The 26,752-nt window shown below is 55.1% G+C and carries 21 protein-coding genes; 13 read left to right on the forward strand and 8 right to left on the reverse strand.

What is annotated here, in order from left to right:
- The first annotated feature begins 171 nt into the window (after nt 1-171).
- Nucleotides 172-2,472, forward strand: coding sequence for a Tex family protein (locus HB779_RS20815; protein ID WP_188346252.1), 2,301 nt, complete (start codon nt 172-174; stop codon nt 2,470-2,472).
- A gap of 5 nt (nt 2,473-2,477) precedes the next feature.
- Here HB779_RS20815 and HB779_RS20820 read toward each other — a convergent pair whose 3' ends face one another.
- On the reverse strand, nt 2,478-4,106 hold the full coding sequence (locus HB779_RS20820; protein WP_188346253.1) for an MFS transporter: 1,629 nt from the start codon (nt 4,104-4,106) through the stop codon (nt 2,478-2,480).
- A 387-nt stretch (nt 4,107-4,493) separates the two neighbouring features.
- On the opposite strand from HB779_RS20820, the gene HB779_RS20825 reads away from it, so the two are divergent.
- The 9 genes from HB779_RS20825 to HB779_RS20865 all read left to right on the forward strand — a co-directional run bounded on the left by HB779_RS20825 (nt 4,494) and on the right by HB779_RS20865 (nt 13,703).
- The gene (locus HB779_RS20825; RefSeq protein ID WP_188346254.1) at nt 4,494-5,216 is read left to right on the forward strand and encodes a virB8 family protein; all 723 of its coding nucleotides are present in this window, start codon (nt 4,494-4,496) and stop codon (nt 5,214-5,216) included.
- On the forward strand, nt 5,213-6,046 hold the full coding sequence (gene virB9 / locus HB779_RS20830; RefSeq protein ID WP_188346255.1) for a P-type conjugative transfer protein VirB9: 834 nt from the start codon (nt 5,213-5,215) through the stop codon (nt 6,044-6,046). The genes HB779_RS20825 and virB9 overlap by 4 nt, the downstream gene beginning before the upstream one ends.
- Nucleotides 6,047-6,048: 2 nt before the next feature.
- Entirely contained in the window at nt 6,049-7,353 is a 1,305-nt protein-coding gene (gene virB10, locus HB779_RS20835) for a type IV secretion system protein VirB10 (RefSeq protein WP_188346256.1), read from the forward strand.
- 63 nt (nt 7,354-7,416) lie between these two features.
- The gene (gene virB11 / locus HB779_RS20840) at nt 7,417-8,520 is read left to right on the forward strand and encodes a P-type DNA transfer ATPase VirB11 (protein WP_188346257.1); all 1,104 of its coding nucleotides are present in this window, start codon (nt 7,417-7,419) and stop codon (nt 8,518-8,520) included.
- On the forward strand, nt 8,517-9,257 hold the full coding sequence (locus tag HB779_RS20845) for a lytic transglycosylase domain-containing protein (protein WP_244642792.1): 741 nt from the start codon (nt 8,517-8,519) through the stop codon (nt 9,255-9,257). Before virB11 ends, HB779_RS20845 begins: the two co-directional genes overlap by 4 nt.
- Nucleotides 9,258-9,261: 4 nt before the next feature.
- A complete protein-coding gene (locus HB779_RS20850; RefSeq protein WP_188346258.1) occupies nt 9,262-9,606 on the forward strand; it encodes a TrbC/VirB2 family protein in 345 nt (114 codons plus the stop codon).
- A 1-nt stretch (nt 9,607) separates the two neighbouring features.
- Nucleotides 9,608-9,910, forward strand: coding sequence for a type IV secretion system protein VirB3 (locus HB779_RS20855; protein WP_188346259.1), 303 nt, complete (start codon nt 9,608-9,610; stop codon nt 9,908-9,910).
- Complete coding sequence (locus HB779_RS20860; protein WP_188346260.1) at nt 9,907-12,327, forward strand: VirB4 family type IV secretion system protein; 2,421 nt, start codon at nt 9,907-9,909, stop codon at nt 12,325-12,327. The genes HB779_RS20855 and HB779_RS20860 overlap by 4 nt, the downstream gene beginning before the upstream one ends.
- 197 nt (nt 12,328-12,524) lie before the next feature.
- The gene (locus HB779_RS20865; protein ID WP_188346261.1) at nt 12,525-13,703 is read left to right on the forward strand and encodes a type IV secretion system protein; all 1,179 of its coding nucleotides are present in this window, start codon (nt 12,525-12,527) and stop codon (nt 13,701-13,703) included.
- 48 nt (nt 13,704-13,751) lie between these two features.
- Here the strand turns inward: HB779_RS20865 and HB779_RS20870 are convergent, their stop codons facing one another.
- The 3 genes from HB779_RS20870 to HB779_RS20880 all read right to left on the reverse strand — a co-directional run bounded on the left by HB779_RS20870 (nt 13,752) and on the right by HB779_RS20880 (nt 19,799).
- Nucleotides 13,752-14,219 (reverse strand): N-acetyltransferase, encoded by a 468-nt coding sequence (locus HB779_RS20870; protein ID WP_188346262.1) that lies wholly within the window; start codon nt 14,217-14,219, stop codon nt 13,752-13,754.
- 85 nt (nt 14,220-14,304) lie between these two features.
- Entirely contained in the window at nt 14,305-18,435 is a 4,131-nt protein-coding gene (locus tag HB779_RS20875; RefSeq protein WP_371823951.1) for a Pls/PosA family non-ribosomal peptide synthetase, read from the reverse strand.
- A gap of 401 nt (nt 18,436-18,836) precedes the next feature.
- The gene (locus HB779_RS20880; protein ID WP_188346264.1) at nt 18,837-19,799 is read right to left on the reverse strand and encodes a dienelactone hydrolase; all 963 of its coding nucleotides are present in this window, start codon (nt 19,797-19,799) and stop codon (nt 18,837-18,839) included.
- A 323-nt stretch (nt 19,800-20,122) separates the two neighbouring features.
- Here HB779_RS20880 and HB779_RS20885 point away from each other — a divergent pair, with 323 nt between their 5' ends.
- Nucleotides 20,123-20,707 carry a DUF1349 domain-containing protein gene (locus tag HB779_RS20885; RefSeq protein ID WP_188346265.1) on the forward strand — a complete coding sequence of 195 codons (585 nt, stop codon included), beginning with the start codon at nt 20,123-20,125 and terminating at the stop codon, nt 20,705-20,707.
- Between the two features lie 68 nt (nt 20,708-20,775).
- Here HB779_RS20885 and HB779_RS20890 read toward each other — a convergent pair whose 3' ends face one another.
- Nucleotides 20,776-21,504, reverse strand: coding sequence for a pentapeptide repeat-containing protein (locus HB779_RS20890; protein ID WP_371823955.1), 729 nt, complete (start codon nt 21,502-21,504; stop codon nt 20,776-20,778).
- Nucleotides 21,505-21,683: 179 nt separating this feature from the next.
- Here HB779_RS20890 and HB779_RS20895 point away from each other — a divergent pair, with 179 nt between their 5' ends.
- Complete coding sequence (locus tag HB779_RS20895; protein WP_188346266.1) at nt 21,684-22,139, forward strand: MarR family winged helix-turn-helix transcriptional regulator; 456 nt, start codon at nt 21,684-21,686, stop codon at nt 22,137-22,139.
- Nucleotides 22,140-22,193: 54 nt separating this feature from the next.
- Here HB779_RS20895 and HB779_RS20900 read toward each other — a convergent pair whose 3' ends face one another.
- From HB779_RS20900 to HB779_RS20910, 3 genes are read right to left on the reverse strand one after another with little or no spacing between them, the layout of a single operon-like run.
- Nucleotides 22,194-22,835: a ThuA domain-containing protein gene (locus tag HB779_RS20900; RefSeq protein ID WP_188346267.1), complete on the reverse strand. Its 642-nt coding sequence runs from the start codon at nt 22,833-22,835 to the stop codon at nt 22,194-22,196.
- Nucleotides 22,836-22,854: 19 nt separating this feature from the next.
- Nucleotides 22,855-23,955 carry a Gfo/Idh/MocA family protein gene (locus HB779_RS20905; RefSeq protein ID WP_188346268.1) on the reverse strand — a complete coding sequence of 367 codons (1,101 nt, stop codon included), beginning with the start codon at nt 23,953-23,955 and terminating at the stop codon, nt 22,855-22,857.
- 37 nt (nt 23,956-23,992) lie between these two features.
- The gene (locus HB779_RS20910; RefSeq protein WP_188346269.1) at nt 23,993-25,198 is read right to left on the reverse strand and encodes an ROK family transcriptional regulator; all 1,206 of its coding nucleotides are present in this window, start codon (nt 25,196-25,198) and stop codon (nt 23,993-23,995) included.
- Between the two features lie 196 nt (nt 25,199-25,394).
- Between HB779_RS20910 and HB779_RS20915 the strand changes: the two genes are divergently transcribed.
- Nucleotides 25,395-26,702, forward strand: coding sequence for an ABC transporter substrate-binding protein (locus HB779_RS20915; RefSeq protein WP_188346270.1), 1,308 nt, complete (start codon nt 25,395-25,397; stop codon nt 26,700-26,702).
- Nucleotides 26,703-26,752: the final 50 nt, after the last annotated feature.

A 26,752-nucleotide genomic window follows, 5' to 3' on the forward strand; every position in this document is an offset into this window, starting at 1 on the left:
GCTGAATCATTCGAAGCAGCAACGATAAGGAAATGTTTCGCCCACCCCGTCAAGAAGGCATTGCTTGCGCCGTCTTTTCCGTGGAAGGCGTGGTGAGGACCGGACCAGACGATTGCCGATCGCACCATGCGGCCCTATGGTCACCGCCCGATCATGATGGATGAGACCCGTATGACTGCCACGACTGCCCGCATTGCCCGTATCATTGCCACCGAGATCAACGCCCGGCCCGATCAGGCCAATGCGGCCATTGAGCTGTTGGATGGCGGCGCGACTGTTCCCTTCATCGCACGCTATCGCAAGGAAGTTACGGGCGGGCTTGATGATACGCAGCTGCGACTTCTGGACGAGCGGCTTGTCTATCTGCGCGAGCTTGATGCCCGCCGCGATACGATCATCGATTCCATCCGCAGTCAGGGCAAACTGACCGAAGAGCTCGAAACCAAGATTCTATCGTCCGTCACCAAAGCCGAACTCGAAGACATCTATCTGCCCTATAAGCCCAAGCGCCGGACCCGCGCGGAAATCGCGCGTGAACGAGGCCTTGGCCCGCTGGCGGAAACCATTCTTGCTGATCGCCGCGTTGTGCCATCGGACCTTGCCCAGACCTTTCTGACCGACGACGTGCCCGATGTGAAAACGGCGCTGGACGGGGCACGCGATATTCTGGTCGAAACGTTTTCCGAGAATGCCGATCTTGTCGGACGCCTGCGCAATCACATGAAGGACAAGGCTGTGCTGCGCGCCAAGGTTGCCGATGGCAAACAGGAGGCTGGTGCAAAGTTCTCGGACTATTTCAGCCATTTCGAACGCTGGGCAACGATTCCCAGTCACCGTGCCCTCGCCATGCTGCGCGGCCGCAATGAAGATATCCTGTCCCTGGACATCGAAGTGGATGCGGACGACACATCGCCGATCAAACCAGTCGAACGGATGATCGCCAGTGCTTATTCCATTTCGCCCAATGGTGGCGCTGCTGACAACTGGCTGATGGACGTTGTGCGTTGGGCATGGCGGGCGCGCCTGTCCCTCAACCTTTCCATCGACCTGATGACGCAAATGCGTGAAAAAGCTGAAGAAGAAGCCATTCACGTCTTCGCCCGCAATCTGAAGGATTTGCTGCTGGCTGCGCCTGCCGGATCACGTGCAACCATGGGTCTTGATCCCGGCATCCGCACGGGTGTGAAAGTCGCGATCGTCGATGGCACGGGCAAAGTGCTCGACACGACCACGGTCTACCCATTCCCGCCACGCAATGATGTGCGTGGAACACAAGCCGAGCTTGCGCGCCTGATCGTCAAACACAAGATCGAACTCATTGCCATTGGCAACGGCACGGGCAGCCGCGAAACGGAGCGTCTTGTTGCGGATGTGCTGGGCGATATGCCAGCGCCCAAGCCGCTGAAGGTGATCGTCAGCGAGGCTGGTGCGTCAGTTTATTCGGCCTCGGCAACTGCGGCGGCTGAATTCCCTGACCTTGACGTATCACTCAGAGGCGCTGTTTCCATCGCCCGCCGCTTGCAAGATCCGCTGGCCGAACTGGTCAAGATCGAACCAAAGTCCATTGGTGTCGGCCAGTACCAGCATGATGTGGATCAATACCGCTTGGCACGCTCGCTTGATGGCGTGGTGGAAGACGCGGTGAATGCTGTGGGCGTTGATCTCAACACAGCATCCGCCCCGCTGCTCGCCCGCATTTCCGGACTGGGGACATCGCTGGCGGAAGCGGTGATTGCCTACCGCAATGAGGTGGGACCATTCAAGACAAGGCGCGACCTGCTGAAAGTAGCCCGGCTCGGACCGCGTGCCTTCGAACAATGCGCCGGGTTTCTGCGTATCCCCGATGGCAGCGAGCCGCTCGATGCGTCAGCGGTGCACCCGGAAGCTTATGGCGTTGCCAAGAAAATTGTCAGCGCCTGTGGCCGTGATGTCCGCTCGCTCATGAGCGATGGCTCGGCTTTAAAGGCACTCGATCCGCGTGTGTTTGTGGACGAGCGCTTCGGTCTGCCAACCGTGCGCGATATCATCGCCGAACTGGAAAAACCGGGCCGCGATCCTCGCCCGCAATTCAAGACTGCTTCCTTCGCGGACGGCATCGACAATATCAAAGACCTGAAACCGGGGATGATGCTTGAGGGCACCGTTACGAACGTTGCGGCCTTTGGCGCGTTTGTCGATATCGGCGTTCATCAGGATGGCCTTGTGCACCTGTCACAACTGGCCGACCGTTTCGTCAAGGACGCGCACGAGGTGGTAAAGGCCGGCGACGTGGTCAAGGTCCGGGTCGTCGAGATCGATGTGAAGCGCAACCGCATCAGCCTGACCATGCGCAAGGACGGCGCAGCTCCGGCACCGCGCGAGCCAAGACCTGACAACAATGCTTACAAACCCAAACCGGCACCCGCGAACAAGCCGGCAGCCTCGCAAGGTGCATTCGGCGCTGCGCTTGCGGACGCTTTGCGCAAGAAATAAGCGGCTTAGTGCATGTCCATCGGGGTTTTGTGAGCGGCGATATCGTGCGGCAGGATTGTCTGCCGCTCGATCATCCGATGAACACGGATTTCACCTGATCCGCGATGCAGCTCGCGAATGCGGTCTCCAATCGCCGCATCTGCCTGGGTGCGCCGCTGATTGTGGCGGACATACTCAACCCAAGTTGGTGTGTGATAGCTCTCGGTCCATATTTCTGGGTTTTCCAGATCACGCATCAGCGCCCATTGCCCTGCCCCGTCGCGGATGCGCACCCGCCGCCGGTCCGCCATAAGAGCGAGAAATTCGGGAATGTCTTCTTCCGCAATCACATAGTCGATCATGATGACGATCGGGCCACTGCGCGGCTTCAAGTCCAGCGCCAGTAGGGGTTCACTGAACCGGTTGAGCGGATCGAGATTGAGCGATTTGAACTCCGGCAAAGCATAGCGCAGACCAAGCGCAGCACCCAGCAGCATCAGAGCGCCGGAAGCGAGCAAAGCTTTGTCTGCACCATACTCCTCGGCAGCCAGACCCCATATCCAGCTGCCACCGGCAATTCCGGCAAAAGTCGTGGTCTGGTAAAGCGACAGAGCACGGCCAACAACCCAGCGAGGCGTCGAAAGCTGTACGGTTACATTAAACAGGGATAGTGCCAAAACCCAGCAGGCCCCCGCCAAAAGCAGCGCAATATTGGTTGGCCAGACAGAGGGACTTATCGCTGTCACGCCTGCACTCAGCGCAAATCCGGCAAAGGCATAACGAACAATGGCTTCACTCGACAGAAATTCGCGCAGCCGGGCACTCAGCAAGGCTCCGCCAATGGCACCAATACCAAATGCACCAAGCATGATGCCATAGGTCAAGGGACCGCCATGCACCAGATCGCGTGCGACCAGCGGCAGCAGCGCGAGAATGGCGCTGGCGGAAAGACCAAAGACAAAGCCACGGATCACAACCTTGCCGATATTGGGCGACATCGCGACATAGCGTAATCCTGCGGAGATCGCTCGCCCAAGCGACTCGCGCGGCAAGGGACTTGGATCAATTTTCGGCTGCCAGCGCATGAGTGCGAAAATGACAGCGAAATAACTCAGTGCGTTGACCGCGAACGTCGCGGCGGCACCGGCCACGGCAACAATGATACCGCCGATCGCCGGGCCAACGCTGCGGGTGATGTTGAAACCCATACTGTTCAAAGCCACGGCATTGGCGAGGTCTTCACGCGGAACCATATCGCCAACGGATGCTTGCCAGGAAGGATTGTTCAATGCGGTCCCACATCCCAGAAGGAAGGTGAATCCCAGCAGGAGCCAGGGGGTAATAAGCCCGAAATATGCAAACGCCGTCAGGAGTGCCGAAACCAGCAGCATGAACCACTGGGCAACCAGCATGACTTTTCGCCGGTCAAAATTATCGGCCAGCGCACCGGAAATGAGAGAGAAAAGCATAATGGGCAGCGCGGTCGAGGCTTGTACCAAAGCCACCATATTCACCGAATCGGAGATTGAGGTCATCATCCACGCAGCGCCGACAGCCTGAATCAGTGAGCCAAAGTTCGAGACGAGGCTGGCGATCCATATGGTTCGGAAAATGTCATTCCTGAACGGAGCCAGAGGTGATGTTCGGTCCGTCACCGCGTCAACTTTCTTCTCGCTTGAGAATCGCAAATCAGTGGTTCAACATTTATATGCCTGACAAATTGAATTGCCAGCAAACAAACAGCTCCCGCCCAAATAGTTGGGATTTCCCGTGGCAGAACATCCTTCTGATCCTGCGACACATTTTCCTGCAAGGCGCCAAACGCAAGGCTCCGTTCAATTTCAGCTTACATCCTGTGCGTGTAGGCCGCGAGTATAGACTAAAGTCGAATTGTGTTCCGCCTCCGCATGATATTTACAACTTAACTTATATCGATTGCGCTTTGCTCCAGCAGGCATTGCGCCGGATTATTCTTCTACAATTTTCTTGCATGCCATTTGTATTCCCAACTTATTTTGTGAGTGTCGTCGACAGTGACAAACATGCCAGACTCCAGGGAAAAACCCACTGAAAACGGTTCGCAGGCCGAACCGGACCGGCGTTATTTCAGTGAAGCGGTTCGCTGGGAAAACGATGTCATCCGCCTGGTCAAACGTTCCCGGACAATTGCCTGGATCATTGCCGCCATCAGTGCGGCCCTTGCGGGTATGGCAATGGCGTGCCTTGTCCTGCTTCTCCCGCTCAAGAGCTTTGAGCCCTATGTGATCGAAGTCGACAAGACGACGGGTTTTATGGAGATAAAACAACCGCTTGCGGATGGTGACCTTACGCAAAACGAAGCGATAATCCGCATGTATGTCGTGCGCTATCTCAAGGCGCGCGAGAGCTATGATCCGACTTCGGTGAAAGAAAATTACGATCTGGCCCAGCTTCTATCGACTGGCGAGGCCGCACGCGATCTGCTTAATCTCTACGGGCCATCCAACCCCGAAAATCCGGTAAACCGTTTCGGCAGCGATACGCGGGTTATCGTCAAGATAAAGTCGCTTCAGGTTCCCAACAGCCGCACCGCGATCATTCGTTTTTCGACACAGCGCATCGGCCAAGACACGGGACCGGAAGAGCATTGGGTTTCACTTCTGCATTTCCACTATTCCAAAGCACCCATGCCGAACGAATGGCGGTTTGAGAACCCGCTCGGTTTTCAGGTTGTCGACTACCGGCGCGATCAGGAAAGCGCTGGCACAGGCGGTAGCCAGCCATGATAAAAACCGGTTCCGTCTTCGTTTCTGTATTTATCACGGCAATGCTGGCGCTCGGCGGCATCAATGCAGCGCATGCGGAAGTCGCCCCGAAGCGCGGAACCGCCGATGCACGGGTGCGGACGGTTATTTACAATTCCAGCAATGTGGTCGGCGTTGATGCCACCTATGGCGTTTCAACGATGATCGTTCTCGGCGACGCAGAAAAGATTGAAACGGTAGCGGTCGGCGACAGCATATCCTGGAAGATTGAACCGAACAAAAAAGGCAACATCATTTTTCTCAAACCGGTGGAACCCAAGACGTCCACCAACATGAACATTGTCAGCGACAAGCACGTTTATACTTTTATCTTGCGAGCCCATCCGGAATCGGTGGGGGACCAGACTTACATGATCAAATTCCGCTATCCCGATGAAGAAGCCGATGCGCGGCTTCTGGCGGAAGCAGAACGGCTGGTCTCAAAGCCCAATCGCGCCGCATTCAAATATGAAAACACCAACACCGATTATCATTTTCGCGGCGACAAAGAACTCAAGCCGATCAATGCCTTCGATGACGGCGTGAAGACCTGGTTCCGTTTTGATGGCGACCTTCCGGCAATTTTCATTGTCGAAGATGACAAGCGGGAAATTCTTGCGAACTACCGGCGCGAGGGCAACTACATCATCGTGGACAAGATTGCCAAGCAATGGATGTTGCGGCGCGGTGATTATGCCACGTGCCTCTTCAATCTGAACCGCAGATCAGCCCCGGAACCGGATCAACCACCGGTGATCGCTGACAGACCCGCCAAAGTTGCCGGTAAATCCATCGTTGAGAAGGGAAATTGACAATGCCCGATCACGATTATCACCGCCGGATGGACGCAGACGAAGATGCCAATTCCCGCCTTCTTGAACCAAAGCGCGGGTTGAAATCAGGGATTGTTATATTCTTCCTCATCCTGGGCAGCGTCGGATTGCTGGCTATGCCGCTTCTGCTTAATCGCGCCCGAACAGTTTCGGACACGGAAAATGTTCCTGACGGGCAATTCCTGCCATCTCATTCCGATCAGCTCAACCTGACACCGCCGCCATCCCGCAAAGAGGTTGCAGTCGCACCGCAACCCGTATCCAAAGCTGACACACGAGCATCGGATACCGATGATGCCGAGGCACAACGCCGGCGGGCTGAGGAAGAAGCAAAGCGGCGGGCAGAAGCGGAAGAAGCCGCCAACTATGCCAAACGGCAGGATCGATATCGCTCTCCGATGATCGTTTCAGAATTAAGTCCAGCAGATTCTGCGGCGGCCCAAGCGGAGAAAAAGCCTGAAGATCCGGCCAAGAGCCCGGCTACCTTTCAGGCGGCCAATCCGAATGATCAGTTTCTTGCTTCACGGTCAGGCGCAGCCGTTGATGTTGCCAAAGCCGACAAAAACAAGCGGATTGACGCGCTTGTTCCGCAGGGCACGATCTTGCGCGGCGTTTTGGAAACAGCAGTACAGACCGATCTTCCCGGAATGGTGCGCGCGGTGACGACGGAGGATGTCTGGTCGTTTGATGGACGGCGGATTTTGATACCGTCGGGATCGCGTTTGATCGGCGAGTATAATGCAGGCGTTGCCGAAGGTCAGACGCGGGCCTTCATCGTCTGGACACGGCTGCTGCGCGCCGACGGCGTCTCGCTCAGCCTCGGTTCAATCGGCACCGATGAACTTGGACGCTCCGGGATGGGCGGGGATGTCAATAATCACTATCTCAAACGCTATGGACCAGCCGTATTGCTCAGCGCCATCTCGGCCGCCGGTCAGATACTCGCTGCATCAAATGACACGCAGAATATCAGCTCAAATCCGATAACCACGACGGTGGTTAACCCGGTCACTGGCGTGTCCACCTCAAGCACGACGTATCCAAACAACAATGTCGGGTCGAATATAGCCGCCAAAGGTGCCGCTGTTGCCGCCCAAAGTTTTACGCAGTTGATGGGAGAAGCGCTGAAAAGTTCGCTCGCCATTCCGCCAACAATAACGATCAATCAGGGTGCTGCGGTTGCGATCTTTGTTCGCCGCGATCTGGATTTTTCCGAACTTTACCCCGACCCAGTTCGGGAAAAGCTGAAGGAACTGCGACATGGGCGCTATAGCTATGAGAAATAGCCGCTCGACACCGGCACCCTGTCATCCAACGCAATGGCCGCGTGTTTCCAGCGAGGCCACGTCATGAATCTGGCTTCGCGAAACAACGATCTCATTGATATGGCGTTCGCCCCGCTGCGTTCCCTCCTGACTGCACCGGATGTTATTGAGATCTGCGTCAACGAGCCCGGGAAAATCTTCGTTGAATATGCATCAGGCGGGACGCAACCGGGTATGGCCGCTATCGCATTGCCGGAGCTTACACGTGAGCGTATCCGCTTCATGGCCGAGCGGGTGGCAGCGGCGAGCCATCAATTTGTCAATGAAGAAGAACCGCTTCTCTCCGCATCCTTGCCGGATGGATCGCGTGTTCAGGTTGTGTTGCCGCCAGCTGCTCCCGATGGCGGCACCATATCGATCCGAAAACAGGTGGTTCGTGGATTATCGCTGACCGATTATGTGAATGCCGGTGCGCTACTTTCGACACGGATTACCGCTGGAGCGGATGAGCTCACGGACGATGAGCATGATCTGTGTCAATCTCTTGAAAACGGCGCGCTTGAGCAGTTTCTGCATGCTGCCGTGCATCAGCGTATTTCGATGATTATCTCAGGTGGCACGGGTTCGGGCAAAACCACACTTCTCAATGCTTTGCTGCAGGAAATCCCCAGCCACGAGCGTATCATCACCATCGAAGATACACCTGAATTGACGCCGCCGCACGGCAACCACGTCCGGCTTGTTGCCTCGCGCGGCAGCCAGAATATTGCACGGGTCGATACGCGGCGTCTGGTTGAAGCATCCCTGCGCTTGCGCCCCGACCGTTTGCTGCTTGGCGAGGTGCGCGGCAGCGAGGCGATGGATTTCCTGCAAGCCATCAACACCGGCCATCCGGGATCACTGTCAACAGTACACGCCAATTCGCCGCGCGCTGCCTATGAGCGTCTGGCAATGCTTGTCATGCAGAGTGGTGTGGGTGGCGGCGCGGGCCTTTCCAAAGCCGAGATTATCGATCACCTGCGCGCGACCTTGCCGGTCGTCATCCAGCTTGGCCGCAGGGATGGCAAACCCGGCGCCATATCCGAAATATTCTACGATCCGTACGTGCGGCAAAGAAGCAGGAGCAGCTCGTCCCGTGAGGGCACGTTACCGGTATTTCTCAAGCATTCAGCAAAGGGCATCCAATGATGATTTCCATTGCCAAAAGAGCCGAATGCAGCCGGAGCTGGAAGGCCAATCTCGTTCTGACTTGCGTCTTGCTGCTGGCAGCCCACAGCGGTTTCAGCGCTGACGCTTTTGCGAACGAAGCTGACGCAGATGCCATGGGGCCGGTCAAGGTTACAAAAATCGAAAACCCTTCGGCTCCGGTACAGTCCCCGGTGATTGCGCCGGATAGCGTCAGCTGTCACTTCGATCAGCAGCCGAACGCCAGGGATGGCGAAGAAACAGTTCGCCGTATTGCCAAAGACGAACACTTCAACATTGACTTTGCTGTCGCCGTTGCAAGGCACGAAAGCGGCTTTCGCATGGACAGTGTCTCTCCTGCAGGTGCCGTTGGTCTGATGCAATTGATGCCCGCTACCGCACGACGCTTTGATGTCGATATTTGCAATTCAGAAGACAATGTCCGTGGTGGCATCCGCTTCCTGAAGCTGCTCGAAAAGAAATATGCCAACCCGCTCTATGTGCTCGCCGCCTACAATGCCGGAGAGGGTGCAGTGGAGCAAAATCGTGGCATTCCGCTTTATCCGGAAACGGTCCGTTACGTCTCGGCTATCCTGACCGATCTCTATGGATGGCAGCCGTTCAACGACACTCCTGTCGCCGTCGCAACTGTCAATCGTCAACGCAAGACCGCTTCGGAAAAGCCGGACCCGGATAGCCCTGGCACATGGTCTCAGGGATTTGTTCTTCACGTGGAGTAATAAAATGAATTTGCAACCACTCTTTATCAAAGCCATTTCCACACCTGCCCCGTTCAAGCGGGCAATTGCTCACGGCGCCATCGTTTCAATTGCCTTGGCCGTGCTGACAAGCAATGCATTTGCACAAACCGGACTGCAGCCGGTCCAGTCGGTCCTGCAGACTCTCATTACTATTCTCACCGGCCCGATTGCTTCGATGATCGCCATTCTTGCCGTTATCAGCTGCGGCTTCCTTGCCTGGACCGGCCGCTTTACCTGGGGCATTGCAGGCTCCGTGATCATGGGCATCGTGCTGGTTTTCGGATCAACACAGATCGTGGCCTTCTTCCAGAGTGCATTGGGACATTGACATGATTGCTGACGACGCTCCCGATTTGATCCCGCTGGTCAAGGCACTGACAAAGGCACCAACATTGTTTGGTGTCCCCTATATGTTTGCCATGTTCAACATCGTGGTCACCGCCGTCGTCTTTCTTGCAACGAAGAACCTGCTCACTTTGCTGCTCATTTTGCCGATCCACAGCTTCGGCTATTTCCTGTCCCTGCTGGATGATCAGATTTTCATGATCCTGCGCGTCAAAGCGGCCAAGACACCACCACAGTCCAGGGCTGTTTGGGGCATCAAAAGCTATACGCCGGGCGACATCACATGACGACCCGCCCGATACGCAAGGAGATGCGGTTTGGTGATGCCGCCAAGCGTGAGCGTTCGGTCGCCAATCACATTCCCTATACGCGCCATGTGGATGATACTGTGTTGCGCACAAAAGACGGCTTGCTGGTCAGCGTATTGAAGCTTGATGGCTTTTGCTTCGAAACGGCTGATATGGCGCAGTTGAACGGAAAGCTCGAAGGCCGCAACACGATATTACGGGCGCTCGGCAGCAGCCGCTATGCTGTCTATGGCCATATGATCCGCCGCCGCATCAAGCCGGGTATCGATGGCAAATTTGAAAGTCCGTTTGCCGATGAACTCAACCGGCGCTACATGGCGCAACTCGAACAACAGCGCATGTTTGTCAACGACATGTATGTCACGATTGTTCGCCGCCCGCTGCGCGGTCAGGTCGGTATTATCGACAGGATAACCAGAAGCATATTTTCGCGGCGTGCCGGCAAAGGCGAAGTTGCGGGTGAAGATCAGGACCTGCGCGAATTGAACGATGCGGTCCTGAATATCCGCGATTTCCTGCAGGATTACGGCGCGCGCATTCTGGGTATCCGGCAATCTGAACCTGGCGTCTATTTCTCCGAACCGCTGGAATTTCTGGTGCAGATCGTCAACGGTTTGGAACCCGTAAAGATGCGATTGCCGCGCATGCCGCTTGATGGTGCATTGGCGATGAAACGCCTGCATTTCGGCCGCAATGCCATTGAGTTTGTCGGTTCCACGCCGCCATCCGACAGCCGCATGGGGGCAATGCTTTCGGTACGCGAATATCCGCCTTACACGGGTCCCCTGCTGCTCGATGGGTTGCTGAAGGCGCCGCATGAATTCATCGTCAGTCAGAGCTTTGCCATTGTCGATCGCCCGATGGCGCAGGGCCAGATCGAACGCGTCGCACGGCAGATCGCCATGGCGGACGAAGCTGGTTCCGTCGTCGGCAGCCAGCTCAACAGCGCGCGTGATGAGCTTTTGAGCTCGCGCTCCATTTATGGCAATCACCACCTTTCCATAATGTGTCTGGGCGACGACAAGCAGGAGCTCGACCAATGTATCCGCTCGGTCGGTGCAACGCTGACGGATCAGGCGATTATCTGGCTGCGCGAGGATTTGAACTGTGAACCGGCATTCTGGGCACAGTTGCCGGGAAATTTCTCCTATATTGCCCGGTCTGCAATGATCTCGTCCAAGAATTTCGCCGGTTTTTTGTCACTGCATAATTTCCCGAGCGGCAAGCCAAGCGGCAATCATTGGGGCAGCGCCATATCTCTGCTCGAGACAACCAGTCAGACCGCCTACTTCTTCAATTTCCACGTGCGCGATCTCGGCAACTTTACCATGATCGGCCCATCCGGTTCGGGTAAGACCGTAGCGCTCTCTTTTCTTATGGCGCAGTCGCAGCGCATCAAGCCAACGCCCCGCTGCATCTTTTTCGATAAGGATCGCGGTGCAGAGATTTTCATTCGCGCGCTGGGTGGCAATTATGAAATCCTGCAACCGGGCGTTCCCTCAGGGTTCAATCCGCTTTGTCTGCCGGATACGGGTGCCAATCGCGAATTCCTGCTTCAGCTTTTCTCGTTGATGCTGCGCCGCCCGAACGGTGAGCCGCTCCCCGCCAGCGAAGAGAGTGTCATCCGGGCAGCCATTGGCCAGATCTTTGCATCTGGCCCCGAGGCACGTTCGCTCAATGTCTTCGGCTCCTTGCTGCGCGGACGAATCCGGGCGGGCGACGATGACCTTCTCGCACGATTTGATAAATGGTTGCGTCCGGACCAATTGGGCTGGCTGTTCAACAATCCGGAAGACCGCTTCACCTGGTCCGATGTCGCGGGTTTCGACATGACCAAGATACTTGATGACCCGCTGACCCGCAGTGCTGCCCTGATGTACATTTTTCACCGGCTGGATGAGTTGCTCGACGGAAAACCGCTGCTGATCTTCCTCGATGAAGGGTGGCGTCTTCTGGACGACGGGGTCTTTGCCGCTTTCATCAAGGACAAGATGAAGACAATCCGCAAGTTCAATGGCGTGGTGGGTTTCGGTACCCAGAGCGCATCGGACATTGCTTCTTCAACACTTGCCAATACGCTGATCGAACAAAGCGCCACACATATCTTCTTCCCCAATCCGCGTGCGGACCTGCAAAGCCACAGCACTGGCTTTGGCCTTTCAGCCCGGGAGATTCAATGGATCAGGACTGCCGATCCGGCAAGCCGGTCTTTTCTGATCAAACATGGACAGGAGTCGGTCATTGCGCGGCTTCGGCTAAGCGGCATGGACGATCTCATCAAGGTTCTGTCGGCACGCGCTGAAACAGTTGAAGAACTGACTGAACTACGAAGCAGGCTCGGCGACGACCCGCAGAAATGGCTCCCTGTCTTTTGCAAATCTGGAGACAAGATATGAAGATTTCCAACCTTGGCCTGCTGGTTGGCATCATGATGGTTTGTACCGCCTGTGCGAGCGGTCATAAACTCAAAATGCCCTGTTCCTTGTCTGTCTTCTCATCCGCGTTTGCAGCCGATGATTGCGGTCCGTTGAGACCGGTGAACCAAGCCATATTCACCTTCTTCAATCCTTGATCGCAGGAGCTTCCAGCCTCAATGGAGACGACGCCCAACTACATTGCCCAGATGTCAGACAGTATCGACCAGCTGGGCAAAAGCTTCACGGCGTCGACCTATGGTGCGTTTGCGAGCGAGATCGCCCCGGTCTTTTCAGGGCTTCTCGTGCTCTATCTGGTGTTTTGGGGCTTCCGTTTCTGGCAAGGCAGAGGCGAACGCAGCGTTATCGAAATTGTATTTCGTCTCTTCCGCATCGCCGTCATTTTCTCGATTGCCACCGGATGGGGCCCTATCCAGACCGTAGTGTATCGCATCATCACCGATATCCCATCCTCGGTCAGTTCCGTGATGATGAACAATATCATCAATGTCGGGCGCGGTTCCATGTCTCAACAAACAGTGGAACGGGATCTCTACGATTTCTATCGCATTGCCATGCTGGCATCGGCGCGAATATCCGGCCAGTCTCCAGCCGCGGGCAAACCGGCAGCACCGGCAGGAAAATCAACAGATCCTGCCGCTCAGCCTGCACCAGCCCCCGCACCTGCACCAACAGGTAATTCAGCCCCCCCTCAAGATACCCTGACATCGTCAGTCCATTCGGGCATTGTCTGGATCGCCGCCGCGCTGTTTGTGGGATATGCCGTCTTCATGATGCTGTTCTGTAAACTGGCGCTTTGGGTCGTGCTTGCTTTGGCTCCCGTTTTTATTGTTCTTTTGCTGTTTCAGGGCGTATCGCGGTTTTTCTCCGGCTGGCTGACCACCGCCGTCCAGACCATGCTGATCCCAATTTTCTTCTATGCATTCCTGGCTTTCTTCCTCATTGCCATCAAGGATATTGTCATTGCTCTGAAAATATCGATGGACCACGGGGCGATACCAGGCACCAAAGAGATTGCACCCTTTGTATTGGTCTGTTTCTCCGGCCTTTTCCTCCTGATACAGATCATCCCTTTGAGTGCGCGGATTGCAGGCGGTGCACAGCAATGGATCAATGATGCTATTCAGACCGGGGCAGCCCGCGCCTTGGGTGCTTTTCCGTCCGCTATGGGGCGAAACGGTGCGCGTGGAGCATCGGCGAAATCATCACAAGGCAATGCCGGGATGCAAGCCTCGCCCCTGGGCGGGCCACCCACCGCATCTGAAGTCAGTGATACGCTGATACGCGATATTCAGGACCGCAATCTTGCGATCAACCGGCAAACGCGTAACCGTTAGACCAGGTTTCGCGTTATAGAGCGGAGTATAGCCGATCATCCTTCCAACCTAAATTGGCAGGTCCAGATTGGCGATCATTTCTCCGTCTTCGTCGAGGCCTTCTTCCAAGAAGCCCGCTGTGCGATAGAGGTGCCGTGCGCCTTTATTCTCAGGCTCATAGCAAATCGAAACGTGTCTGACATGGCCGAGGCGCCTGATTTCCTCAAGCAGCTCGCGCAATGCAGCCCTGCCATAGCCCCTGCCCTGGAAGGCCCGATCAATCATGAAGCGGTAGATTAGTGCTTCATCATCGTCGATAGGTGCCTCGTACATCAGGAAGCCGACCACACGGTCTTCCGCCAAAATGGCACGTGGCCGTGCGTCCGCATCCAGAGCGGCCTCATCCAGAGAGTCCGCATTGTTCGCAACGAAATCCAGCTGCTCATAAGCAAGCTGCAGGGATGTAACCAGTTTACGGTTTGCCTCGGTGACCGCAACCAGACGAATTTCTGCTGTCTGCCGGTGCTGCTCAGTCAAAACATAACCTCCCGCTCAATTCCGTAACGTGCCGGCAAACCAAAAGCGGCGACCGGCTCAACGAACCATATGGCCGGTCCGACAATCAAGCCGATACTTTGGAGCGATCCTGTCGAACAGGGGTCACGAACCGATGCAGCTTGGCTGGATTACCACGCCAGATGGAGTTCGGTTCTAGCACTTCGCCCTTCATGACGAAGGAGTCTGTATCGATCATCGATCCATCTCCCATCACGACGCCATAGTGGACAAAAGCCGCAGGTCCGAGCGTACAGCCTCTGCCGATGCGGATGAAATCAGACTTGAACGCGCCCTCTTCCAGCGAATGGGCCTGAATGACGCAGCCTTCGTTGAGAGTTACGTCATCGCCGATTTCCACCAGTGAACGTTCGGTAAGATTGCTGCCGCCGTCATAGACCCTTCGGCCCACTTTGACACCAAGCATACGCAGGATCATAGGGCGCAACGGCGTACCGGCAAACAGACGGGTAATGGGCGAATCCGACAGTTTCCAATGGCGTTCGTGGTGCCAGAAAGTAACGTCATAGATTGTCGTCATCTGTGGCTTGAGCTTGCCAAACCCGAGACTTGCCCGCTCCAACAGAATATAGAACGGAATGGTGATCGCTGACGTCGCAAGTACGGCGACAAACAGCGCGATCTCAGCCCATTCGGTATAATAGTTGAGAGCGCGGTCCCAGATCACCAGTGTGACAAACAGCATAACCCACTGGGCCGCCAGAAACAGAAGCGCGGTCATGAAGTTATAACGGTTCTTGAACGTCAGGCGATACTGTCTGTCCTCTTCGCTGACACCAGCAATGAGCTCCTTGTCGCGATTCACCATGCGCGGGATTTCAAAGGACGGCGAACCGAGAAGACCGACATTCTCGCGCACTGGCCCGTCGATAGGGATCATCACCTTGGTGCCAAGCAGGCAATTGTCGCCTGTCTGTCCATCCGGAGGGTAGTAGATGTTATTACCCAGATAGTTGCGTTCGCCGATCTTCGTATGTTCAAGCCTGAATGCGGAAGCAGATTTGTGCATGTTGATCATGAAAAGTCCGTCGGACACCATGGTTTGGCTGCCGATCTCGCACAGGAGCGGGTTTTCATGTTGCTGGTTGCTGCCAAAGTTGGAACCTGTTTGGACAACTTTATTCAGATTCCAGCCGATGGAACGCATGTAATGGACAATTGCAGAACTATCGCCAAAAAGAATATTGAGAACGCGGGAATTGCTGCTGAGTTCGACGACGGTCTGCAGCCAGTAACGGAAACCGTAGAGTGTATAGGTACGCCCGGACCGCAAAACCAGACTGATCAGGCGAGGCATGAAAACCGCCGCGATAAACGCCACGGCAATATAGCCAAGCAGCGTAACGGTGGTGCCGATCGCGACAATGCCGATTGTTTCCTGATAATCGTCACTCACATTCTGCCAATAGCTGTGGAACAGAAGCGGAAGTGGCGTGACAATGGCGAACAGCCCGAACAGCTGTACCGCTTCAAACAGTACACGCCGGACATTGGACGGATTGATATTGCGGACTTTGCAATAGTCGGCGGTGGTGCGTACGGCTGGAGACCCGTGCCAATGCTCGTAATCAGGAATGCTCTGCCCGCGCTGGAGCGAAGAAGCATGGCCAAGCTGGGTGCGATCACCCATTGTGGTGTCGATGTCGAGCGTGGACCCGACGCCCACAAAAGCGTCGTGACCAATGGTCAATGGACCGGTATGAATGTAGCCAGCCTGAGCGCGATAGCCAAGGATCATGGATTCCTTGCGCAGAATAGCGTTGTCACCAATCGATATGAGATCCGTGCACACCGGTACGGTGCGGCATTCAATAACAGTGTTTCGTCCAAGCTGGGTGCCGAGGAGCCGTAAATAAAGGTTATAAAGCGGGCTGCCACGGAACAGAACAACCGGCGCGGTACGGATCAGTGTCTGAACCACCCAAAAACGATAGTAGCGCATGCCCCAAATGGGGAACACTTCCGCCTTCCAGCGTCCGATGAGCAGCCATTTTGCAACAATGGCAACACCGGACATTCCAAAGAACACGCCTCCTGAGAGCAGCACGCAACGCAGGTAGAGTTGCAGCGGTTCGTCGAGCTTGTCATAGGTCCAGTCAAGGCCCTTATTGAAAGCCCACAATCCGATATAGCTATAGAGCCCATAGAACAGCATCTGTGCCGCTCCACAGGTCCAATAGGCAATGTTTGACGCACGGTGCGTGAGAACAGTCTCGTTGACAGCTGCTGTCATCTCTTCCGGTTTGCACAGGTGCTGCGCGAGGCGGGCCAAGGTCGGATAAAGATAAATGTCCCGCATGGACGTTGTCGCCCATTCTTTTCTTGTACGTACACGCGCACAAAAGCGGGCCATGAGCAGGGAATTGGCGCCAAGATCATCAAAGAAGTTATCCTCCATGGACACTTCATCGAATTTCAGCACATCGGTCAGCGCGTTTGCGAGAAAACGTTCGTCGTCATTGCTGGGTGGCACAATTGTTCGATCAGCCGACAGCCGAAGGCTTGTCGGTTTGGGCAACTGGCGAAGATCGGCCTTGTTCGAAACCGTCATCGGGATCGCAGACAATTCTTCCAGATAGGACGGCACCATATAGTCAGGCAGACGCCGTTTCAGCTCTGCTGCAATGTCCGAACGCAAGATCGGTGGCAGCCCGGACTTGGATGCATAATAGGCAACGAGTTCCACACGGCCAGGCTCAACTTCCCAGGTTGTGACGGCAGCTTGCGCAATCGCTGGCTGATCCAGCAGCACCGCCTCAATCTCACCAAGCTCGATCCGGTATCCGCGGATTTTCACCTGGGTGTCTATGCGCCCGTGATATTCGATCTCGCCACTATCGTTGATCCGGCCGAGATCGCCTGTCCGGTAAATGCGCTTGGATGGATTGTTCGGCAGATTGAGAAAATCAGGGATGAATTTCTGTTCTGTCAGATCAGGCCTGTTGAGATAACCGACCGCGAGCCCGATACCGGCAATGCCGACCTCGCCCATGTCGCCCGGCGCGGTAAGTGCTGGCGCCGTGGGATCGATAATGACAATGGAATACGTTGGCAGCGGCGAACCAATTGTCACCGCTCTGTCAGGCGTGAGCACACCCATCGTTGCGGTAATGGTGGCTTCCGTCGGACCATAGGTATTGAGGATTTGCCGTCCCGGCTTCGACCAGCGTACAACGAGATTGTGGGAGCAGGCCTCGCCGCCGACCAGCAGCACCCGCAAGCTGGGCACATCGCTTTCAATGGAAGAAAGCAGGGTTGGGCTGCAGGCCATGCAGGTAATTGTGTTCGCACGCAGGAAATCCGCGAGTTCCTCGCCCACAAGCGTGAGCTGACCCGGCGCAGGCACCACCGTCGCACCAACGGCAAATGGCACCCATATTTCTTCGGCAGAAAAGTCGAAGGCGATGGTCATGCCCTGATAAACGCGGTCACCCGCCCGGTATCCATAAGATGCGGCTGCAACCCGTACAAAGTTGCAAATGCTCTGATGCCTGATGGCCACGCCCTTGGGCCTGCCTGTGGTGCCTGACGTATAGAGGATGTAGCAAATGTCATCCGCAGTGGCAGCCGCCGCAGTCAAAGGCAGCGGTGCATTGGACATCGCCGAGATTTCAGCGGCGGCACCGTCAATAAGAATGTGTGGCACGGGAAGCTGTTCAACACGGGACGTGTAGACAGCGATGGTAATCACCAGACTGACATTTGCATCTTCGATGATGAGCTTCATCCGCTCTTCGGGAAAGGCAGTGGCAAGTGGAACGAATGCTGCTCCGGCCTTCATGACGGCGAGCAATGCAATATAGGTTTCGGCAGACCGGTCGAGAAGGAGCCCTACCCTGTGCCCCGGCAGAACACCCTTGTCGATGAGGACGCGAGCAAACTGATTGGCACGCTTGTTTAATTCCGAGTAAGTCCACACCCGGCCGTCAGAAATCACAGCTGGTGATGAATCATAAGCGACGGCAAGCTGTTCAAAATACCTGTCGAGCCGGTCATCCGGCCGACCTGCATCAGCAAAGTCAGCACCTGTCAGAATTTGCGGACGTGCGATCATTCCGGAATCGGAAGCATTCTTTGGTGCCTCAACGCTTCCAGAACCAGCGTTTACTGCAGGTTGATCATTTGAATTATCCGCCGCACTCTTGCCGAGTCCGCCGCCATCAACACCGTGATCCATATCCATACTCTCTAGTCATAGGCCGAGCATGGCCGGTCCTATGTTCGCGCAAGCGTCATGCTGTTTCTTCAGCAAGCATTGTTTATCGGCTGGCTGTATGTAGCGGCCGCAACCGGCCTACTATCACGGACGCGTGAATACTCCATGCGGCCACAAAAGAAAAGCCCGCAACTATAAGTAGCGCCACTCTGAAGCCCGCTTTATGAGCAAAAAGAGCCGGACCTGATGGTCCGGCCAAATTGTGAAGGCCAAAGCCTTCCCTGGGGGGAACGTCGGTGCAACTGGAGTCAATCACACCGACAATTTTGGATGTAGGCTCTTGATCGCATACATGCAACCAGAATGTCTGTTTGCTCGGGATAGATTACGGCCCGATGAGACTTACCGGTGCCTGTCTGCGCTTACAGATTGTCTAGGAAAAACGACCCGACTTTCTTCTCAACCTCCGCGTGAACGGCAGCCCGATCAACGCCCTGCGCGTCCTTACACACGTCCGGAGCCTCTGACATAAGAGCCGGGGGGCAGATATCTGTAAATACGAAATGCCCGCCCCGCACATATTGAAGAGGCGGCGATACCGGCAGATCAGCGATAAGTCCACGCGTATTGTCCTCACCCAGCAAGCTATGCTTGGGCCGGAACAAAAAGACCGGCATGCGTACTTCTTTCAACCCGTCGCGATTGAACAGAACACTGAACGGATCAAGCAAAACCAGCGCTTTCAGGGAAAGATGAGGGATCTTGGACACCGGGCCAGCTTGCTTGGATGCGGCATCACTTTTATCCCCGCCGGGGCCGCCGCTGCAGGACAGGATATCGTCTGTATGGGCCGCACAATAATCCGCGAGCTGCACAAAATCGGGCTTGCCGCCTGCCAGTCCCAGCGAAACAGCGCCCCCAAGCGAAAAGCCAATCATACCAAGCTTGTCTGCCGCCGCATGTTTGTTGAACCGTTGATCTGCCACCACGGTTTTAAACGCTTCGTCTACTTGAAATATCCGGGTAAGAAATCGGGATTTTCCATGCATTGGAGCAACCACGATGAACCCCTGCCGGGCAAGGGAAATCGAAAGATCGCGCAGTAGCAGCGGACTACCACCCGTCTTCCCGCCGCCATGTGACATCAACAGAACCGGAAACGCCCCATTCGCTACGGCGGCGTCGCGAGTCGCCCGAATCGGGAATGGGCCAACCTGCCAAGCCACCTCTTCTGCCTGTGTTGGATACCAGACAAATACATCGAAAGGCTCATCTGCACTCACAGTTATGCGCGCGACGCCGGCATGGAATGGCAGCGGCCGTGCCCACACAACCGATACAAAACATGTAAGCAGAATAGTCAGAGCCAAGATAAGTACACGCATGATCGCTCCTGATCGTGGCGATGAGATGGGCTTTGGCAAAGCATGAACAACTTGCTTCATGGACATGACTACGTGTTGTCGCGGTTGTCAAACCACTGTGGTGTATCTTCTATGCCGGCGCGAGCAAGTTGATCCAGATGCCCAATAGTTAAATTTACTCAAGACGACGCATATCCAATGCAGGGCGCTTCCAAGCAGTTATAAGAACACGGAAAACTCAGGAAGTGTCAACGACACCGTATTATGATGCAACCAGAGAGTGAATACCCTACGCTCGAACAAAGATGAATTGATCCGCACATATACTCCTTCAGGAAAACGCAATGACTTCGACATTCGACAACGGGACATGGCTGAACGAACCGAAGCATTGGACTTCGGATGCCTCCGGCCTGACGCTGACAACTGACGAAAAGACTGATTTCTGGCAGGAAACCTATTACGATTTCAAACGTGACAGCGGCCACTTCCTCGGATTACCCGCCAATGACCGTTTCACCGCGACAATCCGCGTTCAGGGCGAGTTTCGCACGCTCTACGATCAAGCCGGTCTAATGGTTCGCATTGATGAAACCCGCTGGGTCAAGACAGGCGTTGAATTCACCGATGGCGAACTGTTCCTCAGTACGGTGATCACAGACGGAAAGTCCGATTGGTCCGTGTCGCAGCCGCTCCAAAACCACGAAGACTTTTATCTTCGACTGACTCTGGCAAACGGCTCCATGCGCATTCAATGTTCGCAGAACAAGACACGCTGGCCGCTCTTGCGCCTTGCCCCCTTTCCGCTCGCCCCAACCTATCTTGTCGGACCAACGGCCTGTACGCCGGAACGCAGCGGTCTTACCGTACGCTTCTCGGAATTCTTCATTGGCCCGGCCATTACCACTGATCTGCACGATTTGAGCTGACGGCCCCTTTTTCAACAAGAGACCAGTCGGATGGGATAGATTCCTCGCGCTTCAACTTTAGAGGTTGATTAGTCGGGATCATCCGCCGGACAAGGCCAGCTCGGTGGTGCCGATAATCCACGGGGAAGTTTTGTGGCATTGTCTCCGCAGGCCAAATCGATCTGCGCTTGTTGCAGCCCTTGCACCATTGTCAGATTCAGGCCTTCAATTCGCGTGCGGAACATGAAAGCTTTGTCGAAATTAATCGTACCGTCGATAACGGCGCCTGTAAGATCAGCCCTGGACAGATTGGCGAAAGAGAATTGGACTCCAGACAGGTCTGATTTTTGGAAATTCGCCCGGCCAAGCTCGGCTCTCTCAAAACTTGCGCCTTTCAGATTTGCGGCACTAAAATTGCTGCGTTGAAGTTCGGAACTATTGAACGTCGCGTTCTCGGCTGAGATATTTGAAAAGTTTGACCGATAAGCTTCGACACGATTGAAATTGGCGTTGGAGGCTTTTGCCTTGGCAAGCGATGATTTCATCAAACCAGATTTTTCGAAGTTCGCTGATTTCACATTCGCGCCACTAAGATCAGTCCACGTGAAATCCGTACCCGACAAATTTGCGCCTTCCAGATTACTATCCGGGATGATGATATTTCGCTTGTTGCACTCACTCCAGTCTAGACCGGGGGCAGCGGTGCTGCCACAATCTGCGGCGGATGCGAGGTTGGGTACCATTGCCAGCATGAAACATGCTGCTGCAAAGGTTAAGCCGACGTCCCGCCTCTTTGTATTGCCAAAAATGTGCAACATATCACTCCATGTAATACCGGGCTTATAGCCAATTCCCGCCAAGTCACCTCATCTTAGTATAAATGGTGGAGTGTAGGTTGCATATTCAAGTGCAGACCCAAGGCTGCCTTCAAGCTCTTTGACGAATATACATAGGCACGTATATAAATGGCCCGAATATATAGTTAAGTTGGGAAACGATGATAGACTGGGACATATTCGCCAACCCCGCACCGCTCATCAATATGGCATCACGGAGCTTCGCCAAGCTTGGAGAACGCCGGGTAAAGGCTTTGGGCTTTAGTATTGGTCAAATGCCGGTCCTTTATCTTCTGCGGGACGGCGGAGCGATGTCGCAAAAGGAATTGGCGCAGTTTGCCAAGATTGAACAACCGTCGATGGCGCAGATGCTCGCACGAATGGAGCGTGATGGTTTAATCAAACGCACCCCGGATCCGAATGATGGCCGGAGCAGTCTGATTTCATTGACAGAGGAAGCATTGGTCAAGCTTCCCGCCGTACGGGAAGCCTTGCAAAAGGGGAGAAAAGAAACATTCGCTGACTTCAGTGTTGACGAAATTTCGACGATGGTCAGCCTCTTGCAGCGGCTTAACAAGAGACTTGACCAACTCGTAGAGCACGATGAGGCGGACTAGGACCAGGTGATCCATTTGAATGACCGTTGAATGGATTTCATGGAACTCTGGGTATCAGCGCGCGGCCCAATTGGCTCCCCGCTGGAATATTGTTCGCATCTGCGGGACTTCAAATTCCTTGGCAACGTGTCCAAGCGCGGAATAGAAGACCCGGCCTTTGCCATATTTCCGCTTCCAGACAACCGGCATGACGACGCCGTCAATCCAATAGGCATGATCGCCGTTGAATGTCGTCGTTGCGAGCACTTCATTGGAAGGATCAACATGCATGTAATATTGTTCTGACGTGTAGGGAAAATCTTCGATCCCGAACATGACTGGATCTTCCGGTTTCGTTACATTGACCGTGTAGTCGATAATATTACCGGGATGAGCAACCCACTGGCCGCCGATGATGAATTGATATTCGACACATTCGCGAAAGGCGTCCCCAGCCCCACCATGATAGCCGGCTATTCCGACGCCATTTTCGACCGCTGCAGCAAGGTTCTTGGCTTCCTCCTTCTCGATCTTTGACATTGTCATGATCGGCACGATCAGACTGAGATCATGGATCGACGGATCCGCGAAAGCTTCGGTACTGTGCTCGACATAAACCTTGAAGCCATCGCTCTCTAGAATATCCTTGATGATGACAGCGCATTCCTGCGGTTCATGGCCACTCCAGCCGCCCCAGACGATAAGTGCTTCACGCATATTTTTTCCTCCTGAAACTTTATTGTCCGATCCGTCCGTCAACCAATGAATCAGCCAGCGGAGCCGGGCGCTCGGTTGTCGTCGTGATCGTCACGGTTCGAGCGGTTTGCGAGGCTATTTCAAACGCCTCCATAACTTCCAGAACGTGCAACGCCAGGGCTCCATTTGCCCTGTGCGGACGGTTTGACCGAATAGCGTGCGCCATATCCGCCACGCCCAGAGACCGGTAATTTCCATCCGCATAGGGATGGCGCGTATCCTTGTTCTCGAACGCGCCACCCTTTTGCAAATATTCGATCTGGCCGCCAAAATGATTTGGATCGGGAACGATCAGCGTCCCTTCCGTGCCATAGATTTCGAGCGGCACATGTTTATGACCGGCCACGTCGAAACTCATGCCGATCTGCACAATTGCGCCATTGGCAAAAGCCAGAACGCCGGCCACATGCGTCGGCACTTCTACGGGAATATGCTCGCCCTTGCGCGGTTCACTGGTGATGATGCGCTCCTTGCGCGGGGCGAATGCAAACCCCGCCACCTGCGCGACAGGCCCGAGCAAATTGACCAGATTGGTGATGTAATAGGGACCCATGTCGAGCATGGGCCCGCCACCAACCTCATAATAAAAGTCCGGGTTGGGATGCCATCGCTCGTGACCCGGACACATAAAAGTTGCCGTCCCGCCGACCGGCAGCCCGATAGCACCTTCATCAAGAATAGCGCGGGCAGTTTGATGTGCGCCGCCCAAGAACGTATCGGGTGCCGCTCCGATCCGCAGTTGCTTTATCTCGGCAGTTTCCGCGAGCTTTTTACCTTCGGCGAAATTGATGCCCAACGGTTTTTCCGAGTAAGTATGTTTTCCGGCATCGAGAGCCTGAAGTCCGACGGCAACATGGGCTTTTGGAACGGTCAGATTGACGATGATTTCAATATCGGGATCCGCCAGCAACGCAGCCACATTTGTAGCGGGTATGTGGAACTCTGCTCCCCTGGCACGCGCCATGTCTTCATTGAGATCGGCGAGCCCGACAACATTCAGGATCGGAAAAGACGCCATCGCCTTCAGATACGCGCTTGAAATATTACCGCAGCCGATAATACCTATGCCGACAGGTTTCATTCCATTTCCTCCCGAATGCACGTGTAAGCCAACATGATTAAAGTCCTTGGGCTGGTCCTGTGGTTCCCCAAGGGGATTCGTAAAGTTCACACAGCGCCACCACTGCCGCGCCTTGTGCCCATATCTCTTCCGCCGAATGATCGAAGACCAGTTCCGCGACGTTCTTGAGCGATGGTGGCATGGCAGCCGCATAAGCTGTGCTCATGCTCTCAAGGAAGGGCTTGCCCAGCATGAGACTTGATCCCAGAACGATGATGCGCGGCGGGGCGAACAGCGTCACGATGTTGGCAAGCGCTATTCCGACGGCCTCCCCCGCATTGGCCGCTGCGCTGACAAGCGCATTGTCTTCCGCTTCAATAAGGCCTTGGGCATGCTGCATTCCGCGCCCCAGTTGAATGGCTTCGGCAAAGCGGCTTGCTGCCGGATGGGCACCCAGAATGGCACTTTCGCCAGCCTTGCTTGACAGACGCACCGGCCCCTCAGGACCCATACCAAGGACAAGATCACCAAGATTATGATTCAACCCACCAGCGCCCCGGAACAATTGCCCGTCATGCAGCACGCCGAGACCAAGGGTGCGCTCCAGCGAAACAAGAACGACATCGTTCAGATCGCGCGCCTTGCCGAACCAGTGATGCGCCAGCGTTACAGCATGGGCATCGCTTTCAACGATCGTCGCGGTTCGCAGCCGCTCGGTCATTTCGGCAGCAAAATTCACTTCCGTATCGCGAAACACCGGGCTTGTGAGGACACGGCCCGTCCGGTGCTCGATCACTCCCGGCAGACCGATGCATACGGAATCAATTTCATCGAGTGACAGACCCGCATCAACAACGCAGCGCCGCACCCCGTCCTCGATCAAGTCGGCAATGACGCCGATCGGCTGCCGGTCAACCCGCAGGTCAAGCGTCAAAGCGGAACGCACCTCTCCCTTGAAATTCGTCACAACGAACGTCATGCGGTTCGACGCTATCTTAGCGCCCACGACCCGCGCAGCGTCCGGGTTGAGTTCCAGCATCACCCTGGGCCGGCCGCGAACAGCGACATCGCGCAAGTCACCTTCATGCCGCGTCAAAATCAGACCGTCATCAAGCAAGGACGCCGTGATCGCCGAAACGGTCGTCGTTGATAACTCGCTCCGTTCGCTGATTTCTATGCGGGATATCGGCCCATGGCGGCGGATCGTGTCCAATATGGTGAAGCGATTGATCGCTCGCATCAGTTCTGGGTCTGCGGTTTTCATCGAACTTACCGGGCAGTTGAAGGCGCATGCGATGATACGCTATTTTAGACGTGATGCGGAATAAATAGCAGGCCGCATCCCTTCCATGTCAAGCGAATAAAGCAGCGATCGCAATTTTTGGTTGACATCCCGCAATTATTCCTTTGAATTAATCCGCATTAAGGAAAAATTCTCTGGTTTCTCGGGAGGAGAAATTATGAACAGGATTATGAGCATCGCCCTCAAAGGCGAGCGTATAGCCGTGCGCGCCGCGACGACTGGATTAGCCTTGATGCTGTGTGCGACAGCAGCAAACGCTCAAACTGTGGTCAAGTGGCTTCATCTGGAAACAGATCCGCGATACGTCGCCATCTGGAATGATATCGCCAAGAAATACGAAACCGATCATCCGAACGTCGATGTCCAGATGCAGTTCCTGGAAAATGAAGCATTCAAGGCAAAGCTTCCCACCCTGCTCCAGTCACCCGATGCTCCGCATATTTTCTACACCTGGGGCGGCGGCGTTCTGAAGCAGCAGTCGGAAACCGGCTCCCTCATGGATCTGACAGCCGCCATGCAAGCCAAGGATGGCGCGTGGGGGAAATCCTACAATCCTGCAGCGATTCAGGGCCTTACCTTCGACGACAAAATATGGGCTGTTCCCATGAAAATGGGCACCGTCAGTTTTTTCTATAATAAGGCGCTTTTCACCAAGGCAGGGATAGATGCGACTGGCATCAAAACCTGGACCAACTTCCTCGATGTTGTAAAGAAAATTAAAGCTGCAGGGATCGTTCCCGTTGCGGGCGGCGGCGGCGAAAAATGGCCTCTGCATTTCTACTGGAGCTATCTCATCATGCGTGATGGTGGCAAGAATGTGTTTACCGCCGCAAAGAATGGCGAAGGCAAGGGCTTTCTCGATCCGGCCATCATCAAGGCTGGCGACCAGCTTGCGGAATTTGGGGCACTGGAGCCATTCCAGCCAGGTTATCTCGGCACAACATGGCCACAGGCACTTGGCCTGTTCGGTGATGGAAAGGCCGCCATTATCCTCGGCTTTGAGAACACGGAAGCCAACCAGCGCAACAATGCAGGCGATGGCAAAGGCCTTGCCCCAGAGAACATCGGACGCTTTGCCTTCCCGGTCGTTGAAGGCGGCGCGGGGGCAGCCACTAACACATTGGGCGGACTTAATGGCTGGGCTATATCAAAGGACGCGCCACCCGAAGCACTCGACTTTCTGGCTTATCTGACCAATGCCGATAATGAGCGCGTTATGGCCAAAGCAGGCATGCTGATTCCCGTTGCCATTGGCGCAGAAGACGGTGTCGTGAACCCGCTTGTGCACCAATCAGCCGCACAGCTTGCCGCCTCAACCTGGCATCAGAATTTCTTTGATCAAGATCTTGGTCCGTCGGTTGGCCGTGTTGTCAATGATGTTGCCGTTGAAATCACCTCCGGCCAGATGAAATCGCAGGACGGTGCCCAGATGATTCAGGACGCTTTCGAACTGGAAAAGTTCTGAAGCTGCATCCGCCCTCAGCCGCAATATCGCCGGACAAAATGCCCGGCAAG

The sequence above is a fragment of the Phyllobacterium sp. 628 genome (assembly GCF_014189505.1).
Lineage (GTDB): Bacteria > Pseudomonadota > Alphaproteobacteria > Rhizobiales > Rhizobiaceae > Phyllobacterium.

What these genes read in the sequence shown, in the direction of transcription:
- HB779_RS20815 (WP_188346252.1), top strand. Translation starts at nt 172, where the DNA reads ATGACTGCCACGACTGCCCGCATTGCCCGTATCATTGCCACCGAGATC.
- HB779_RS20825 (WP_188346254.1), top strand. Translation starts at nt 4,494, where the DNA reads ATGCCAGACTCCAGGGAAAAACCCACTGAAAACGGTTCGCAGGCCGAA.
- virB9 (WP_188346255.1), top strand. Translation starts at nt 5,213, where the DNA reads ATGATAAAAACCGGTTCCGTCTTCGTTTCTGTATTTATCACGGCAATG.
- virB10 (WP_188346256.1), top strand. Translation starts at nt 6,049, where the DNA reads ATGCCCGATCACGATTATCACCGCCGGATGGACGCAGACGAAGATGCC.
- virB11 (WP_188346257.1), top strand. Translation starts at nt 7,417, where the DNA reads ATGAATCTGGCTTCGCGAAACAACGATCTCATTGATATGGCGTTCGCC.
- HB779_RS20845 (WP_244642792.1), top strand. Translation starts at nt 8,517, where the DNA reads ATGATGATTTCCATTGCCAAAAGAGCCGAATGCAGCCGGAGCTGGAAG.
- HB779_RS20850 (WP_188346258.1), top strand. Translation starts at nt 9,262, where the DNA reads ATGAATTTGCAACCACTCTTTATCAAAGCCATTTCCACACCTGCCCCG.
- HB779_RS20855 (WP_188346259.1), top strand. Translation starts at nt 9,608, where the DNA reads ATGATTGCTGACGACGCTCCCGATTTGATCCCGCTGGTCAAGGCACTG.
- HB779_RS20860 (WP_188346260.1), top strand. Translation starts at nt 9,907, where the DNA reads ATGACGACCCGCCCGATACGCAAGGAGATGCGGTTTGGTGATGCCGCC.
- HB779_RS20865 (WP_188346261.1), top strand. Translation starts at nt 12,525, where the DNA reads ATGGAGACGACGCCCAACTACATTGCCCAGATGTCAGACAGTATCGAC.
- HB779_RS20875 (WP_371823951.1), bottom strand. Translation starts at nt 18,435, where the DNA reads ATGGATCACGGTGTTGATGGCGGCGGACTCGGCAAGAGTGCGGCGGAT.
- HB779_RS20880 (WP_188346264.1), bottom strand. Translation starts at nt 19,799, where the DNA reads ATGCGTGTACTTATCTTGGCTCTGACTATTCTGCTTACATGTTTTGTA.
- HB779_RS20885 (WP_188346265.1), top strand. Translation starts at nt 20,123, where the DNA reads ATGACTTCGACATTCGACAACGGGACATGGCTGAACGAACCGAAGCAT.
- HB779_RS20890 (WP_371823955.1), bottom strand. Translation starts at nt 21,504, where the DNA reads ATGTTGCACATTTTTGGCAATACAAAGAGGCGGGACGTCGGCTTAACC.
- HB779_RS20895 (WP_188346266.1), top strand. Translation starts at nt 21,684, where the DNA reads ATGATAGACTGGGACATATTCGCCAACCCCGCACCGCTCATCAATATG.
- HB779_RS20900 (WP_188346267.1), bottom strand. Translation starts at nt 22,835, where the DNA reads ATGCGTGAAGCACTTATCGTCTGGGGCGGCTGGAGTGGCCATGAACCG.
- HB779_RS20905 (WP_188346268.1), bottom strand. Translation starts at nt 23,955, where the DNA reads ATGAAACCTGTCGGCATAGGTATTATCGGCTGCGGTAATATTTCAAGC.
- HB779_RS20910 (WP_188346269.1), bottom strand. Translation starts at nt 25,198, where the DNA reads ATGAAAACCGCAGACCCAGAACTGATGCGAGCGATCAATCGCTTCACC.
- HB779_RS20915 (WP_188346270.1), top strand. Translation starts at nt 25,395, where the DNA reads ATGAACAGGATTATGAGCATCGCCCTCAAAGGCGAGCGTATAGCCGTG.